This window comes from Enterococcus sp. DIV1283b, assembly GCF_051710965.1.
In the GTDB taxonomy this organism is placed as follows: domain Bacteria; phylum Bacillota; class Bacilli; order Lactobacillales; family Enterococcaceae; genus Enterococcus_B; species Enterococcus_B lactis.
In genome coordinates, this window is the sequence record NZ_JBIOLR010000001.1 from 56,665 (window position 1) to 72,930 (window position 16,266).

The following is a 16,266-nucleotide window of genomic DNA, read 5'->3' on the forward strand; positions in this document are numbered from 1 at the left end:
CCGAGCTTCTTACCATATCTATAACAGATAAACATAATGATTTTAAACCATATTTTTGAAGTAGTAAATTAATAAATATAAGATTTTGATAAAAATGACTTATAATACTTCTTTTAAACGATTGTCTTAAAAAAATGATATTGTATATAAATGAACATGTGAAAACAAGGAGAAATAAAGGAGGGAATTATGAGAAAATCAAAAAAATCATTCGCCGCAATGATTCTATTATTTGGGAATCTTTTACCAACCGTACAGACTATGGCAGATGTAGTAGATGAACCAGAAACCAAACAGGGACAATTACAAACTGAGACATAGAAGAAAAGAGCTATTTGCCATGCTTGATTTGATAAAAATATGATATAAAAGTTTGAGTGAAATAAAGAATAGATGATTACTTTAATACCTATAGAGTTACTAAAGAAGGGAGATTTAAATGAAGAAAAAGATTTTTGGTGTTTTATCGTTAGCTATCTTATTAAATTCCCTTGTTTTAATGCCTTTGATAGAAGTATGGGCTGAAGAACAAAAAGAGACAGTAGAACAATATAACAATGAGGATTTAAAATCTATAGAAAAGACAACGGATTCTTTATCTGATCCAAGTAATTCGATTGATTCTTCAGAGAACAATAAGGAGTCAACAAACGGGACGAGCGAAAGGACCTTAGAGGTATCTGACTCGAGCGACTTTGAAGAAAGAATTCAACCTAATGCTACAGCATCATCGGAAGTAGATGCCTCGAATAGTGTTAGGATAGCAGAAGAAGACCTTTCATCGTGGTTACCTGATCCAATATTACAATCGGTTGTCGCCAATTCTCTTGGTATATCAGTCTCAGAAATCACAAAAGAAAAAATCAGTCATTTAGAAACGCTATATATATACTCTAGTGATGCTAATATTGCAGATTTGACTGGATTAGAATATGCTACAAATCTTTCTTCTTTTTTCATGAGCGGAACGAATCAGATTACTGATTTTACTGTAATTAATGAGTTTCCTAAATTAGAAAGTTTAGCAGCTTACGGCCAGAATGTAGGAAGAAAAGATGAGCCAACTTCGATATTAGCTAAAGATTTAACGTATGATCAGGAAAATCAATCTTTTTTTGTACCATTTTCACTAATGCCCAATCGATTAACAAATTTTGATGGGTATCAGCCTCCTTTTACAACATCTAATAGTACTAGTCAGACGTACTTTGATTTGAATGGTGTACAGGTACCTTCCTCAAGACTAGCTATTACTGAAGATGGGATTACTGTATCTGGGGTTACTCAAAGTGAATTTGAAAGTATTGAAACAATGGAGTATAACGCACGATTTAATAATCCTGCTGGATCTTATGCACAACCAGATGGTTATAGTTTTTACGCCATTTCTTCAGGAACCTATTTGCACCAATTCTTGATCAATCATCAAGAAGCCGCTGCAGATATCATAGTGAGTTATATTGATACTGAAGGGAATGAATTGAAACCTTCTCAAAACATTAGCGGTAATATTGGTGAATCTTTTGATGCAACAACACCAGAGTATAAGTTAGAAATAGACGGGTATACTCTAAAAGAAGTTCAAGGTGATGCGACGGGAACCTTCAGCGAAGATACCCAAGAAGTAGTGTATGTATATGAGCGCAGCGATGCAGCACCAGTGACGGTGAGGTATCAGGATTCCCAAGGAAATCAATTGTCAGAACCAAAAATCTTAAGCGGAAAAATCGGATTGCCGTATGAGAGTGAAGCAAAAGAAATTACCGGCTGGTATGTGATTGAAACGCCAAGTAATGCATCAGGAATCTTTAGTGAAGAAGCGCAAGAAGTGACTTATGTGTATGAAAGGAGCGATGCAGCACCAGTGACGGTGAGGTATCAGGATTCCCGAGGAAATCAATTGTCAGAACCAAAAATCTTAAGTGGAAAAATCGGATTGCCGTATGAGAGTGAAGCAAAAGAAATTACCGGCTGGTATGTGATTGAAACGCCAAGTAATGCATCAGGATTCTTTAGTGAAGAAGTACAAGAAGTAGTGTATACTTACGCTTCTCAACTGGAAAATGAAGAAAAGAATAATCTCGAAACAGATGTGAAAGAAAAGAATGATGAGAACGTATCAGAAAATAATTATCAAGATAAAGAGAACAAACAAAGTGGAGAGACAACAGATAGAGAAAACAGTTCTGATGGGAAGTTACCAAATACAGGAGAAGAAAAATCAAGTCAAAGAGTAATGATTGGAATTGGCTTATTATTTGTCCTGTTTACTTTAGTAGTGATTGGAGAGCGGAAAAAGAGTAAACGAGAATAAGCTATAGTATTTTTTTAGGAAAAGAGGGTGTTCAGAAAATGAAAATTTTCTGGGCACTCTTTTTTGCAAGTATAATTTGATTATTTGGCTATCTTTTGTGTCTACAAACTCGTCAAAAAATCTAAGTTCTGTTAAAAATTTGTTTTTTTATTTATAAAAGTAAGGAGAGGTTTAATAAGCACTAATTTCTTATGAGATAAGCCGAAGTTTTCCAAAAATTCAAGAAATAATCTTCGAAAACTGTTTTCTTGAAGTTAATTAAAAATAGAATAGAGATATACAAGAGCATTACTATTTTTGGAGTATGTAGTTTTAGCCTATCGTTTTTATGTAATAAACACATACTGAATTTTTAGGAAGTGTTTGATGGAGAAAGAAAAAAGAACCGCGAATCCCTTAATTATCAAAGGATTCACGGTTTTTCTTTTATTATTCCCACTCCACTGTTGCTGGTGGTTTAGAAGTGATGTCATACACGATACGGTTGACATGTGCTACTTCGTTTACGATACGTACAGAGATTTTTTGCAAGACTTCCCATGGGATACGGGCAAAATCAGCTGTCATTCCGTCGATTGAAGTCACCGCACGGATACCGACTGTGTAGTCGTAAGTACGTCCGTCACCCATAACACCGACAGAGCGGATTCCTGGAAGAACAGTGAAATATTGCCAGATATCACGGTCAAGTCCAGCAGCTGCGATTTCTTCACGCAAGATAGCATCAGATTCGCGTACGATTTCTAGCTTGTCTTCAGTGATTTCGCCAAGAACACGAATACCAAGACCAGGGCCAGGGAATGGCTGACGCCAAACGATTGAATCAGGCATGCCTAATTGAGTACCTAATTCACGGACTTCGTCTTTGAATAATGTGTTTAATGGTTCGATCAATTCAAATTGCATATCTTCTGGCAGTCCACCTACATTATGGTGAGATTTGATCGTTTGTGCTGTTTCTGTACCAGATTCGATAACGTCAGTATACAACGTTCCTTGTGCTAGGAAAGAGACGCCTTCTTCACCAGCAAGTTTTGTTGCTTCGTCATCAAAAACATATACGAATTCATTCCCAATGATTTTACGTTTTTGTTCTGGGTCAGATACACCTTTCAACTTGTCTAAGAAGCGATCTCTTGCATCGACTTTGATGATGTTCAAGCCGAATTTTCCGCCTAGACTTTCCATTACTTGTTCCGCTTCGCCTTTGCGTAGCAGACCATGGTCAACAAAGATAGATGTCAATTGGTCACCAATCGCTTTTTGTAAAAGAACCCCAACGACACTAGAATCAACGCCGCCTGAAAGACCAAGCAAGACTTTTTTGTCACCAACTTGTTCACGGATTTTTTCTACTTGCATATCGATAAAGTTATCCATTGTCCAGTTACCTTCACAGTGACAAACATCAAAGGCAAAGTGGCGCAGCAATTCGATTCCGTATTCGGAATGACGTACTTCTGCATGGAATTGGATACCGTAAAAATTACGTGTTGTGTCTTGGATAGAAGCAATCGGACAATCTTTGCTTGTTCCGACTGTTTCAAAGCCTTCAGGAACTTTAGTTACCAAGTCGCCATGGCTCATCCATACTGTTTGTTGTTTTGGTGTTTCTTTAAACAAGACAGCTTGATCGCTTGTTACTTCTAACAAGGCTTTCCCATATTCGCGGTTTTTAGCAGGCTCTACGGAACCGCCAAGTTTGTACGTGATCAATTGCATACCATAGCAAATCCCTAATACAGGAATACCTAAATTGAAGATCTCAGGATCGATCCCAAATGCATTCTCATCATATACACTGTTTGGTCCGCCAGAAAGAATGATTCCCTTTGGATTCATCGCTTTTACTTCTTCTGCAGTAATGCGGTGGCTCAATAATTCGGAAAAGACTCCAAGATCACGAATACGTCTTGTGATCAATTGGTTATACTGACTACCGTAGTCTAATACGATAATCTTTTCAACGTTCGTCATATCGGCAACGTTTGTCAAATTTATTACCCCTATCCCTTTAAATTTTATCTCAAAATAGTTAAACTATTTTAAAATGCTAATATTTTCGCATGAAAATCGAATCGATGATATGATTTTCAGTTTTATGGAGAATTATATCGGCTCTTCCTCGTGTAGGCAAGATATATTCCTGTAAATTTTTCAAATTCACATTTTTCCATACATCTTTTGCCATTTTAAAGGCTTCTTCACGATCTCCGATAGCAAAACGATAATAATAATTCTCTGGATTTTGGAAAGCCGTATCTAGTAACGCGCCAAAACGATCCAAATACCATTTTTCGATCAGCACGGGATCAGCATCGACATAGACAGAAAAATCAAAAAAGTCGCTGACGTATATTTGCTGATTCGCAGGTAATTGAAGCGTATTGATCCCCTCAACGATCAAGATATCAGGTTGTTGGATCAGCTCGTACTTATCTGGAATGATATCATATACATCATGTGAGTAAACAGGTACTTTTATCTCTTCCTGACCAGATTTTACACGATTCAAGAAGTCGATCAGCATCTCCATATCATAACTTTCAGGAAATCCTTTGCGATCCATGATTCCACGCTCTTTTAATATACGATTTGGATAAAGAAATCCATCAGTCGTGATCAGCTGAACATTTCTTCGTTTGAAGGTACGAGACAAAATCGTCTGCAGCAGTCTGGCTGTGGTACTTTTTCCAACGGCTACGCTTCCGGCAATCCCGATAATAAAAGGCGGTACTTCTACATATTTATGAAGAAATAAACCTTTACTCAAGAACAAAGATTCAAATTCTTTCATATATAGATATATCAGATGAGCAAGAGGTACGTAGATATCTCGAACATCCTGCATGGAAATGCGGTCATTCAAACTTTTGATATTATCTAGTTCATCTTGTGTCAAAGGTGCTTGCCCATTACGATAAAATTCTCGCCATTCTTCTCTTGCCACACGGTAGTAGTTCATTGGATCATTCATATTAGCCTCCTGCGTTCTCCCATCAATGGAACTATTTTAACACAAAATAAACACAAACCCCACCACTTAAGAGAGATTGCCAATCTTTTTGTACAATCTTTATAATAGAAAGAAAAGGAGTTTTATTCTTGACTTGCGCACGGATACATAAAAGGATAGACTGTTGACATGAAAGAAATGAGAAGGATGGAAGACATGACAAATCATTACTATTCTGAACGCCCAGATACGGCGCACGATTTTGAACAATGGGCTTTTGAGTTAAAAGGCAGAACCTTTCAATTTGTAACTGATTCTGGTGTATTTTCACGTGAAACAGTGGATTATGGTTCACGTGTCCTGATTGATGCTTTTGATTGGGAAGAGTTACCTGATGAAGGAAAGATCTTAGATGTGGGATGCGGGTATGGACCGATTGGGCTAGCTTTGGCATTTGCGACACAACGGTTTGTTGAAATGGTCGACATTAATGAGCGAGCAGTGAATCTAGCGCAAGGAAACGCAAAGCGTAATCAAATCGAACAAGTGGACATCCATCAATCGAATATCTATGAAGTACTTCATGAAGAAACCTATGCAGCTATCGTCAGCAATCCGCCAATCCGTGCTGGAAAAAAAGTCGTACATGAAATCTTGACAGGCGCATATCCTCGATTGAAGCAGGGCGGTACACTGACAATTGTGATCCAGAAGAAACAAGGAGCGCCGAGTGCGCAAAAGAAGATGGAAGAAACATTTGGCAATGCAGAAATCGTCACAAAAGATAAAGGATATTATATCATCAAAAGTGTGAAAGAATAACTAGCTGAGAAATAATAGAGCGGCGAAAAAGTGGAACTGGGCGTGCATGCAAGGGTACGTATCAGTTCTTTTTTTGTTGAGAAGTTTTTAAAAACAAAGAACTATTTTTTCTTCAAAAAGAAATAGTAGGAACAGAGTAGTTGTTTTTTACGATAAAATAAATAAGATACAGAACTTGTATAGAAGGCTGCCAAGTTGGTAGATAAAGGAGATTTTTATCAAAAACATACTTTCTTTTTTTCTCTATTCTTTTCTTGGGGGTTTTGGTACACTGATAGGGAATTTAGATAGAAGGGAGCCACTAGGGTGAAGCTGACCATCAGAGATATCGCAGAAATGGCAGGGGTATCAGTAACAACTGTCTCACAGATTTTGAATAACAAAGGAAGCCGATTTAGTGATAAGACAAGAAAAAAAGTGTTGTCGATCGTGAATGAACATCATTATAAACCCGATTATTTCGCCTCAAATGTAATCAATCGACATTCAAAGACCATAGGAATGATCGTCCCTGATGTCACCGATTTCTTCTTCTCCAAACTGATCGAAGGTGTAGAGAGCTATTTGAATCCTTTGGGCTATGTGATCATGTTATGCAATTCTCGTCATAGCCAAGAAAATGAGATCAAGTATTTACAAGAGCTTTCCCACCGCTCAGTGGACGGGATCTTGCTGGCAACACCAAATATTTTACCTGAGAAATACGCATTAGATAGCGGATTTTATCAAAAAATGCCGATTATTTTAATCGATCGCGGATTGAATCGTCGGGATAACGGACGGCTTATCGTAAAGGAATATGAGGGAGCCTATCAAGCCGTTTCACTATTTATTGAAAGCGGCCATACGAAAATCGGCATGCTGAAGGAAACCACTGGATACTATCAACTAGAAGAACGTTTCAACGGATATCGTCATGCGCTGAAAGATCATGGCTTGCCTTTTAATGGGAAATTTGTTGAACATGGAGAGTTGACTGTCCAAGGTGGATATACTGCATCAAAAAAATTACTCAAACATAAAGATATCACGGCTATTTTTTGTGGGAATGATGCCATGGCGATCGGATGCTATCAGGCGATAGATGAATTGGGCAAAAAAATCCCAGAAGATATCTCAGTCATAGGATTCGATGGATTAAAGCTCTCAGAATACATGATTCCGCAATTGACGACAGTGCAGCAACCAAGTTTTGATATTGGATTTTATGCTGCGCGTTTCCTGATCGATACAATCGAATTTCCTCAAAGAAAAGTTCCGAACAAAGTGTTCGAAACAAAATTAATTATTCGTGAGAGCGTAAAAGTATTGACAAAGGGCTAACTCGGCGGTATATTGCTTATGTAAGCATTTACAAAGGCGAGTTAGTGCTTTTTTTATTTTTAGTAAACCAGTTTACTAAAGTGGTTTACCTTTCCTAAAAATAATGTATAATACCGAATGAAGACAAGGAGGATCAGGCAATGCGAATGGTGGATCTGATTGAAAAAAAGAGGGATGGAAACGAGCTGTCGAAAGAGGAAATCGAGTACATCGTCACAAACTATACGAATGGAAAGATTCCAGATTATCAAGTCAGTGCATTATTGATGGCAATTTTTTATCAAGACATGACAAATGAAGAAATCACGAACTTAACATTGGCGATTGCTAATTCTGGTGATGTCATCGATTTGAGTTCTCTTGAAGGAATAAAGGTAGATAAGCATTCGACAGGTGGCGTTGGTGACACGACCACATTGATTTTAGCCCCCCTAGTAGCTAGTGTCGGAGTGACAGTGGCTAAAATGTCTGGACGCGGTCTAGGTTACACAGGTGGCACATTAGACAAGCTAGAAGCAATTCCCGGATTTCAGATCGAGCTTTCGGATGAAGCATTCGTGCGCATTGTCAATGAAAGCAAAGTAGCAGTAATCGGTCAATCAGGAAACTTGGCACCGGCGGACAAAAAATTGTACGCTTTGCGTGACGTCACAGCGACCGTTGATTCTCTTCCGCTGATTGCCAGTTCGATCATGAGTAAAAAGATCGCGGCAGGAGCAGATGCAATCGTTTTGGATGTGACCACTGGAGACGGTGCTTTCATGAAGAATATCGAAGATGCAAGACGTCTGGCAAAAACCATGACAAGCATTGGCAAACTAGCGAACCGAGAAACAGTGGCGGTAATCTCGGATATGTCAGAACCTCTTGGCGAAGCAATCGGAAATAGTCTAGAAGTTGTCGAGGCAATCGAAACATTACAAGGAAATGGTCCAGAAGATCTAGTAGAAATGTGCTACGCCTTAGGAAGCCAAATGGTTGTTCTTGCTGGCAAAGCTAAAACAATCGATGAAGCAAGAACGTTGCTTCAAGAAGCTCTGGAATCAGGTAAAGCGTTAGCAAAATTCAAAGAAATGATCCAAAATCAAGGGGGAGACCCAACGATCGTGGAACAACCAGAACGAATTTTGACTGCACGTTACACAATGGAGCTTCCTGCTAAACAAAGCGGAGTCGTGTCAAAAATCGTGGCAAACGAATTAGGAATTGCTGCAATGATGCTAGGCGCTGGGCGTAAAACCAAAGAAGACGATATTGATCACGCCGTTGGATTGAAACTGCATAAAAAAATCGGGGACACTGTGACAAAGGGCGAGTCATTATTGACAATCTATAGTAATGATGAAGAAATCTCTTCGGTTATTGAATTATTATATAAAAATATTGAAATTGGCGAATCAGCAATGAAGCCAACATTGATTCATGACATTATCACAGAATAAAAGGAAAAAAGCGGATTTTACCGTTTGAAAGAAAAGGGGAAAAGAAATGGAACTAAACCGAATGATCGACCATACTATTTTGAAAGCAGATGCATCTAAAGAAGCTGTGATGCAAATTATCGAAGAAGCGAAAAAATATCATTTTTACTCTGTCTGCATCAATCCAGCATGGGTTGCGCTAGCAAAAGAACAATTACAAGGTGAACCAGTAGCTGTATGTACAGTGATTGGGTTTCCTTTAGGAGCAAACACATCCGAGACAAAAGCATTTGAAACGACAGATGCCATCGATAACGGTGCAGATGAAGTCGATATGGTCATCAATATCGGTGCGTTGAAATCAAAAGATGATCAAAAAGTTCAAAAAGATATCGAAGCAGTTGTTGAAGCAGCAAAAGATCGTGCACTTGTCAAAGTGATCATCGAAACATCTTTATTAGATAGAGAAGAAATCATCCGAGCATGCGAATTAGCAAAAGCTGCAGGCGCTGATTTTGTCAAAACATCAACTGGTTTCTCAACGGGTGGTGCAAAGGTAGAGGATGTCCGCTTGATGCGTGAAACGGTAGGACCTGAAATGGGCGTCAAAGCTTCTGGCGGTATCCATAACGAAGAAGAAGCAATGGCAATGATCGAAGCGGGTGCTACAAGAATCGGAACAAGCGCAGGAGTAGCAATCGTATCTGGTTCAACTGGCGAAAGCTATTAATTTTCAAAGGAGAAACTCATGGCAGAACTCAAACAAGAATGGATCAACACAGCTATTGAAGCGTTAGATAAAGCATACGTTCCTTATTCCCATTTTCCGGTAGGTGCTTGTCTCGTAACAGAATCAGGCAAGACTTATCAAGGAATCAACATCGAGAATGCATCATTTGGATTAACGAATTGTGCTGAGCGCACAGCTTTCTTCAAAGCCGTATCAGAAGGAGAAAGATCGTTTACCCATTTAGTCGTAGCAGGGCACACCCCTGATCCTATTTCTCCATGTGGTGCATGTCGGCAAGTAATGGCAGAGTTCTGCGCCCCTGATATGCCGGTTACGCTAGTGGGAGACAATGGTGTGACGAAGGCAACGACCGTTCGAGAACTACTGCCTTATGCATTTACTGAAAAAGATCTATAACTCATGTTCATTCAGTCAGCTGACTGTTGAAAAATAAAACAATTATTTTAGGAGGCTTTACAGAAATGAAAAAAGCAAAATTATTTGGTTTAGGTGCTGTCGCACTAGCAGCAGGGTTATTTTTAGGTGCATGCGGCAACAACGGCTCTACTGATTCATCCGGTGGCAAAAGCTCATCAGACGCAACAACTGCAGCATTGATCACAGATACAGGTGGTGTAGACGACCGTTCATTCAACCAGTCAGCTTGGGAAGGATTACAAAAATGGGGGAAAGATCAAGGTCTTTCACGAGGCAATGATGGCTTCCAATACTTCCAATCTTCAAACGAATCAGATTATATCCCAAATATCGACCAAGCATTGAATGCTGGATTCAAAACGATTTTTGGTATTGGTTATAAACTAAAACCAGCGATCCAAGAACAAGCAACAAACAATACAGGTACGAACTTCGTTATCATCGATGATGTGATTGACGGATTAGATAACGTTGTATCTGCAACATTCAAAGACAACGAAGCTTCTTATCTTGCAGGGATTGCAGCAGCTTACACGACTGAAACGAACGTAGTCGGCTTTATCGGCGGCGTAAAAGGTGAAGTAATCGATCGTTTTGATGCTGGATTCAAAGCCGGCGTTGATGCAGGTGCGAAAGAACTAGGAAAAGAAATCAAAGTATTGAACCAATATGCTGGTGACTTCTCTGCTCCAGATAAAGGACGTTCAATTGCTCAAGGTATGTATGCACAAAATGCAGATATCATCTTCCATGCTTCAGGTGGTACAGGTAACGGTGTATTCCAAGAAGCAAAATCATTGAACGAATCAGGCGACAAAAAAGTTTGGGTTATCGGTGTTGACCGCGACCAATCAGACGAAGGCGAATACACATTGAACGGCGAAAAGAAAAACTTCACATTGACATCTACACTGAAAGCAGTTGGAACAGTAGTAGAAGATTTGGCACAAAAATCAGCTGACGGTAAATTCCCTGGTGGTGAACACACTGTTTATGGATTGAAAGAAGACGGTGTTGGTCTAACAGAAGGACAACTTTCTGACGAAGCGAAAAAAGCAGTGGATGAAGCAAAAGAAAAAATCATTTCAGGTGACGTAAAAGTTCCAGAAACTCCTGAAGAAAACTAAAACCATTTCTATAGCCTTGTTAGACACATGTTTGACAAGGCTATGGTTTGATTAGAACAAGAATTGTTCATTTATCCAAGCTGCCTTGAGACAGTTTGGATAAGGGAACAACTCCCTGAAGTAATGTTTGTTTCAAAAGAAGAACGCTCACTAAGCGTGAATCTTAGTCAATCGTTGCCCTAGATAGAAATCGTTAGGATGTGAAAAAAAGGTGGTTCAAGAAAATATTGTCATAGAAATGCAGAATATTACCAAAGAATTTGGAACATTCAAGGCAAATGACAACATCAATTTACAAGTAAAGGCAGGAGAGATTCATGCGTTGCTTGGAGAAAACGGTGCTGGCAAATCTACATTGATGAACGTGCTTTCCGGATTATTAGAGCCGACATCAGGGAAAATTTTGATGCGTGGGAAAGAAGTACAGATCACAAGCCCGACAAAAGCCAATCAATTAGGGATTGGGATGGTCCATCAGCACTTTATGCTTGTTGATGCCTTTACTGTAACAGAAAACATCGTGTTGGGAAGCGAACCTAGTCGTGCAGGGATGCTTGACCATAAAAAAGCGCGAAAAGAGATCCAAAAAGTTTCTGAACAATATGGATTATCAGTCAACCCAGATGCTTATGTTCGTGATATTTCAGTTGGGATGGAACAACGGGTAGAAATTTTAAAAACACTTTACCGAGGAGCAGATGTACTGATTTTTGATGAGCCGACAGCTGTATTGACCCCTCAGGAAATTGATGAATTAATCGTGATCATGAAGGAATTAGTCAAAGAAGGCAAGTCAATCATTTTGATTACGCATAAGTTAGATGAAATCAAAGCAGTAGCTGACCGCTGTACAGTTATCCGCCGTGGAAAAGGAATCGGTACAGTCAACGTTAAAGACGTTACCTCACAGCAATTAGCTGATATGATGGTCGGAAGAACGGTTTCATTCAAAACGATGAAAAAAGAAGCGAAGCCTCAAGAAGTCGTTTTGTCTATTGAAAATCTAGTGGTGAAAGAAAATCGTGGATTAGAAGCCGTGAAAAACCTGAACTTAGAGGTTCGTGCTGGTGAAGTACTTGGTATCGCTGGAATCGATGGAAACGGGCAGTCGGAGTTGATCCAAGCTTTAACTGGTTTGCGAAAGGCAGAAAGCGGACATATCAAGCTAAAAGGGGAAGACATCACCAATAAAAAACCTCGAAAGATCACTGAACATGGTGTAGGACATGTGCCAGAAGACCGTCATAAATACGGGTTAGTCCTAGATATGACATTGTCTGAAAACATTGCCCTGCAAACGTATCATCAAAAACCTTACAGTAAAAACGGTATGCTGAATTATTCAGTGATAAATGAACATGCCAGAGAATTGATCGAAGAATATGATGTTCGAACAACGAATGAACTTGTTCCTGCAAAAGCTTTATCAGGCGGAAATCAGCAAAAAGCAATCATCGCTCGGGAAGTCGACCGAGATCCTGATCTGTTGATCGTTGCAAATCCAACTCGTGGACTGGATGTAGGTGCGATCGAATTTATTCATAAACGTCTGATCGAACAAAGGGACAAATACAAAGCAGTGTTATTGATTAGTTTCGAATTAGAAGAAATTTTAAATGTTTCGGATCGTATTGCTGTTATCCATGAAGGAGAAATCGTCGGGATCGTTGATCCGAAAGAAACATCTGAAAATGAATTAGGTCTATTGATGGCGGGCTATACCTTAGAAGAAGCACGAAAAGAGTTAGAAAAGGGGGCTGGCGCACATGAATGATCGCAGCGAGAAATTCCGTAATTTATTAGTGCCTGTACTTTCAGTTGTTTTAGGATTGATCTTAGGCGCGATATTGATGGCTGCTTTTGGTTTTCAGCCCATCCAAGGTTATTCTTCTATGTTAGATGCAGCTCTTGGTTCGCAAAGAGGAATCGGTGAAACATTAAGGCAAGCAACGCCGTTGATTTTTACAGCATTAGGGTTTTCTGTAGCTAACTCAGCTGGGTTCTTCAATATCGGGCTTTCTGGACAAGCGCTTTGCGGATGGATCGTCAGTGTCTGGGTGGCACTTGCTTTTCCAGATCTTCCAAAAGTCGTTTTGCTTCCATTGTGTGTGATCCTAGGTGCCTTAGCAGGTGCGATGGCAGCGGCTGTTCCTGGGTTGCTACGAGCATTTTTTGGAACAAGTGAAGTGATCGTAACGATCATGATGAACTATATCTTATTATACGTAAGCACATTTGCTTTACATGAAGTGATGCCTGAAAGCTACCGATCAAGTTTGGACTCTTCCAATATGATCAGTCAAAATGCATCGTTGCGGTTACCTTGGTTAACACAAGCTTTTGGCGGTTCTCGCGTAAACTCAGGTTTGTTTCTAGCAATCATCGCGCTTATTTTCGTTTGGCTATTGATGAAGAAAACGACTTTAGGATTTGAGATCCGTTCCGTTGGTTTGAATCCTTTTGCTTCTGAGTATGCAGGGATGAGCAGTAAACGTACAATCGTTTTGTCGATGGTCATTTCTGGTGCTTTGGCAGGGCTTGGCGGTGTGGTTGAAGGATTAGGAACGTATCAAAACTTCTTCGTTCAAACAACTTCACTATCTATTGGATTTGACGGAATGGCTGTCTCCTTACTTGGATCTGGATCAGCAATCGGTATTCTTTTATCAGCGATTTTGTTCAGTATTTTGAAGATCGGCGGACTTGGCATGCAGACAGGAGCTGGTGTTCCGTTTGAGATCGTCAATGTATCGATTGCTCTGATTATCTTCTTTGTTGGGATCAATTTCTTGATTCGTTTCTTCATGGCTAAGTTCTTCCAAGGAAAAAAACAAGAAGAAATCGTTGCGACAATCGAAGCGAAGCCAACGAATCAAAACCATGAAGGAGGCGAACTATAATGTCGACTATCGAATTAATTGCCTTGATTCTTACTTCAACACTGGTTTATTCAACACCGCTAATTCTAACGTCACTAGGCGGAACGTTTTCTGAACGCAGCGGGATCGTAAACGTAGGGTTAGAAGGAATCATGGTCATGGGTGCTTTTAGTTCCATCGTTTTCAACTTGACGATGAGCCCCTCACTTGGTTCCATGACGCCATGGATCGCTATTTTAGTGGGTGGCGTCGTGGGTATCCTATTTTCTTTGATCCACGCAGTAGCAACAGTCAGCTTGCGTGCTGACCATATCATCAGCGGTACAGTGATCAATCTGATGGCACCAGCTTTAGGTGTTTTCTTGATCAAAGCATGGTATGGGAAAGGTCAAACAGATAACATCACGCAGAATCTGGGATATTTCTCTTTCCCAGGTTTAGCAGATATTCCGGTCATTGGACCAATTTTCTTCAAAAATACATTCTTGCCTGCTTATTGTGCAATTTTGATTGCTGTCATTGCTTGGGTGATCATCTTCAAGACGAAATTCGGCTTACGCCTCCGTTCAGTTGGTGAAAACCCTCAAGCTGCCGATACATTAGGTATCAATGTATATGCTATGCGTTATTCAGGCGTGCTGATTTCAGGTTTGTTAGGCGGTATGGGCGGTGCTGTTTTTGCTCAGTCGATTTCCGGTAACTTTTCAGCTGGTACGATCGTCGGACAAGGTTTCATCTCTATGGCTGCTATGATCTTTGGTAAATGGAATCCTTTAGGCGCAATGGGTGCCTCACTGTTCTTTGGTTTTGCACAAAGCTTGAGTATCATCGGTGCACAATTACCAGTTATTTCTTCGATTCCACCAGTATTGCTGCAAATTGCTCCATATTTGCTGACAATCATTGTGTTGGTTGTTTTCTTAGGGAAAGCTTCTGGACCAAAAGCAAACGGGAAGAACTATATCAAATCAAAATAATCTTTTAGCGAATAAAAAGGGTGGGTTACGGGAAGTGTTTTTCGTCTCGCCCTTTTTGTTTTAAAGGTAATAAAAATAAAAAGAAAGAAGGAATAATCATGTTTAAACGCGTACATCTGATCGTCATGGATTCAGTAGGAATTGGAGAAGCACCAGATGCCGAGAAGTTCGGTGACGTTGGTTCTGATACATTAGGACACATTGCAAAAGAAGCAGGATTGAATATTCCGCATTTAGAGCAGCTTGGTTTGGGAACGATTCGGCCTCTTGAAGGTGTGGAATCAGTGAAAGATCATCAAGGCTATGCGACGAAATTAGAAGAAGTTTCTGTAGGGAAAGATACGATGACAGGCCATTGGGAAATCATGGGATTGAATATCAAGACGCCGTTTCGTGTATTTCCGAACGGGTTCCCTGATGATCTGATCAAACAAATCGAAGAGTTTTCTGGTCGTAAAGTCGTATGCAACAAACCATATAGCGGAACGGCTGTTATTGACGATTACGGTGAACACCAAATGAAAACAGGCGATTTAATCGTATATACTTCTGCCGATCCTGTCCTTCAGATCGCGGCACATGAAGAAATCATTCCTTTAGAAGAACTATACCGGATTTGCCAATTCGTTCGTGATATAACAAAAAATGACCCGTACATGATCGGTCGAATCATTGCACGTCCATACGTGGGAGATCCAGGAGACTTCACACGAACAAGCAATCGTCATGATTATGCGTTGGATCCATTCGGACACACCGTCCTCGATTCTTTGAAAGAAGCAGGAAAAGACGTGATTGCTGTTGGAAAGATCAACGATATTTTCAATGGACAAGGAATCACTGAATCTGTCCGCACGAAAAGTAATATGGATGGCGTCGACCAGTTGCTGAACGTTATGAAAAAAGAGTTTATAGGTATCAGCTTTACCAATTTAGTAGATTTTGATGCATTATACGGTCATCGCCGGGATGTAGTCGGTTATGCGCATGCGATTGAAGAATTTGACTTGCGGATCCCAGAACTGCTTGAAGCTATGGAAGAAGACGACTTGCTAATGATTACAGCCGATCACGGAAACGATCCGACATTTACTGGTACTGATCATACACGAGAATATGTACCGTTATTGGTTTACAGTAAAAAAATGAAAGAACAAGGGGCGTTGCCTCAAGGATATTATTCCGATATCTCCGCAACGATTGCTGAGAACTTTAGTGTTTCTTCGACTGAAAATGGCGAAAGCTTCTTAAAATTATTAAAATAATCTTTTTAAAATAG

Annotated in this window: 14 protein-coding genes; 12 read left to right on the forward strand and 2 right to left on the reverse strand. The window is 39.8% G+C overall.

Annotation, left to right across the window (positions count from 1 at the left end):
• Positions 1-189: 189 nt before the first annotated feature.
• Both IGJ53_RS00265 and IGJ53_RS00270 read left to right on the forward strand, forming a co-directional pair.
• Positions 190-321, forward strand: coding sequence for a hypothetical protein (locus IGJ53_RS00265; RefSeq protein WP_256926088.1), 132 nt, complete (start codon positions 190-192; stop codon positions 319-321).
• 118 nt (positions 322-439) lie between these two features.
• Positions 440-2,314, forward strand: a complete 1,875-nt coding sequence (locus IGJ53_RS00270; RefSeq protein WP_438749304.1) for a MucBP domain-containing protein — start codon at positions 440-442, stop codon at positions 2,312-2,314.
• Positions 2,315-2,743: 429 nt separating this feature from the next.
• Here IGJ53_RS00270 and guaA read toward each other — a convergent pair whose 3' ends face one another.
• Together guaA and coaA are read right to left on the reverse strand one after the other, a co-directional pair.
• Complete coding sequence (guaA, locus tag IGJ53_RS00275; protein WP_002298578.1) at positions 2,744-4,309, reverse strand: glutamine-hydrolyzing GMP synthase; 1,566 nt, start codon at positions 4,307-4,309, stop codon at positions 2,744-2,746.
• A 58-nt stretch (positions 4,310-4,367) separates the two neighbouring features.
• Positions 4,368-5,291: a type I pantothenate kinase gene (gene coaA, locus IGJ53_RS00280; protein ID WP_002288627.1), complete on the reverse strand. Its 924-nt coding sequence runs from the start codon at positions 5,289-5,291 to the stop codon at positions 4,368-4,370.
• Between the two features lie 195 nt (positions 5,292-5,486).
• Here coaA and IGJ53_RS00285 point away from each other — a divergent pair, with 195 nt between their 5' ends.
• The 10 genes from IGJ53_RS00285 to deoB all read left to right on the forward strand — a co-directional run bounded on the left by IGJ53_RS00285 (position 5,487) and on the right by deoB (position 16,252).
• Complete coding sequence (locus IGJ53_RS00285) at positions 5,487-6,092, forward strand: class I SAM-dependent methyltransferase (RefSeq protein ID WP_010731711.1); 606 nt, start codon at positions 5,487-5,489, stop codon at positions 6,090-6,092.
• Positions 6,093-6,398: 306 nt separating this feature from the next.
• Positions 6,399-7,415 (forward strand): LacI family DNA-binding transcriptional regulator, encoded by a 1,017-nt coding sequence (locus IGJ53_RS00290; RefSeq protein ID WP_002291103.1) that lies wholly within the window; start codon positions 6,399-6,401, stop codon positions 7,413-7,415.
• 140 nt (positions 7,416-7,555) lie between these two features.
• Positions 7,556-8,857, forward strand: coding sequence for a pyrimidine-nucleoside phosphorylase (locus IGJ53_RS00295; RefSeq protein ID WP_002312334.1), 1,302 nt, complete (start codon positions 7,556-7,558; stop codon positions 8,855-8,857).
• Between the two features lie 46 nt (positions 8,858-8,903).
• On the forward strand, positions 8,904-9,566 hold the full coding sequence (gene deoC, locus IGJ53_RS00300) for a deoxyribose-phosphate aldolase (protein WP_259741610.1): 663 nt from the start codon (positions 8,904-8,906) through the stop codon (positions 9,564-9,566).
• 18 nt (positions 9,567-9,584) lie between these two features.
• Positions 9,585-9,983, forward strand: a complete 399-nt coding sequence (locus IGJ53_RS00305) for a cytidine deaminase (RefSeq protein WP_010731712.1) — start codon at positions 9,585-9,587, stop codon at positions 9,981-9,983.
• A gap of 65 nt (positions 9,984-10,048) precedes the next feature.
• Complete coding sequence (locus tag IGJ53_RS00310) at positions 10,049-11,131, forward strand: BMP family lipoprotein (RefSeq protein WP_010731713.1); 1,083 nt, start codon at positions 10,049-10,051, stop codon at positions 11,129-11,131.
• A 211-nt stretch (positions 11,132-11,342) separates the two neighbouring features.
• The gene (locus IGJ53_RS00315; protein WP_002291113.1) at positions 11,343-12,905 is read left to right on the forward strand and encodes an ABC transporter ATP-binding protein; all 1,563 of its coding nucleotides are present in this window, start codon (positions 11,343-11,345) and stop codon (positions 12,903-12,905) included.
• Positions 12,898-14,031: an ABC transporter permease gene (locus tag IGJ53_RS00320; protein WP_010731714.1), complete on the forward strand. Its 1,134-nt coding sequence runs from the start codon at positions 12,898-12,900 to the stop codon at positions 14,029-14,031. The genes IGJ53_RS00315 and IGJ53_RS00320 overlap by 8 nt, the downstream gene beginning before the upstream one ends.
• Entirely contained in the window at positions 14,031-14,987 is a 957-nt protein-coding gene (locus IGJ53_RS00325; RefSeq protein ID WP_002309847.1) for an ABC transporter permease, read from the forward strand. Before IGJ53_RS00320 ends, IGJ53_RS00325 begins: the two co-directional genes overlap by 1 nt.
• 98 nt (positions 14,988-15,085) lie before the next feature.
• The gene (gene deoB / locus IGJ53_RS00330) at positions 15,086-16,252 is read left to right on the forward strand and encodes a phosphopentomutase (RefSeq protein ID WP_259741608.1); all 1,167 of its coding nucleotides are present in this window, start codon (positions 15,086-15,088) and stop codon (positions 16,250-16,252) included.
• Positions 16,253-16,266: the final 14 nt, after the last annotated feature.

Bases quoted from the DNA above. Each gene is read 5' to 3' on its own strand.
- IGJ53_RS00265 (WP_256926088.1), top strand. From the start codon at position 190: ATGAGAAAATCAAAAAAATCATTCGCCGCAATGATTCTATTATTTGGG.
- IGJ53_RS00270 (WP_438749304.1), top strand. From the start codon at position 440: ATGAAGAAAAAGATTTTTGGTGTTTTATCGTTAGCTATCTTATTAAAT.
- coaA (WP_002288627.1), bottom strand. From the start codon at position 5,291: ATGAATGATCCAATGAACTACTACCGTGTGGCAAGAGAAGAATGGCGA.
- IGJ53_RS00285 (WP_010731711.1), top strand. From the start codon at position 5,487: ATGACAAATCATTACTATTCTGAACGCCCAGATACGGCGCACGATTTT.
- IGJ53_RS00295 (WP_002312334.1), top strand. From the start codon at position 7,556: ATGCGAATGGTGGATCTGATTGAAAAAAAGAGGGATGGAAACGAGCTG.
- deoC (WP_259741610.1), top strand. From the start codon at position 8,904: ATGGAACTAAACCGAATGATCGACCATACTATTTTGAAAGCAGATGCA.
- IGJ53_RS00305 (WP_010731712.1), top strand. From the start codon at position 9,585: ATGGCAGAACTCAAACAAGAATGGATCAACACAGCTATTGAAGCGTTA.
- IGJ53_RS00310 (WP_010731713.1), top strand. From the start codon at position 10,049: ATGAAAAAAGCAAAATTATTTGGTTTAGGTGCTGTCGCACTAGCAGCA.
- IGJ53_RS00320 (WP_010731714.1), top strand. From the start codon at position 12,898: ATGAATGATCGCAGCGAGAAATTCCGTAATTTATTAGTGCCTGTACTT.
- IGJ53_RS00325 (WP_002309847.1), top strand. From the start codon at position 14,031: ATGTCGACTATCGAATTAATTGCCTTGATTCTTACTTCAACACTGGTT.
- deoB (WP_259741608.1), top strand. From the start codon at position 15,086: ATGTTTAAACGCGTACATCTGATCGTCATGGATTCAGTAGGAATTGGA.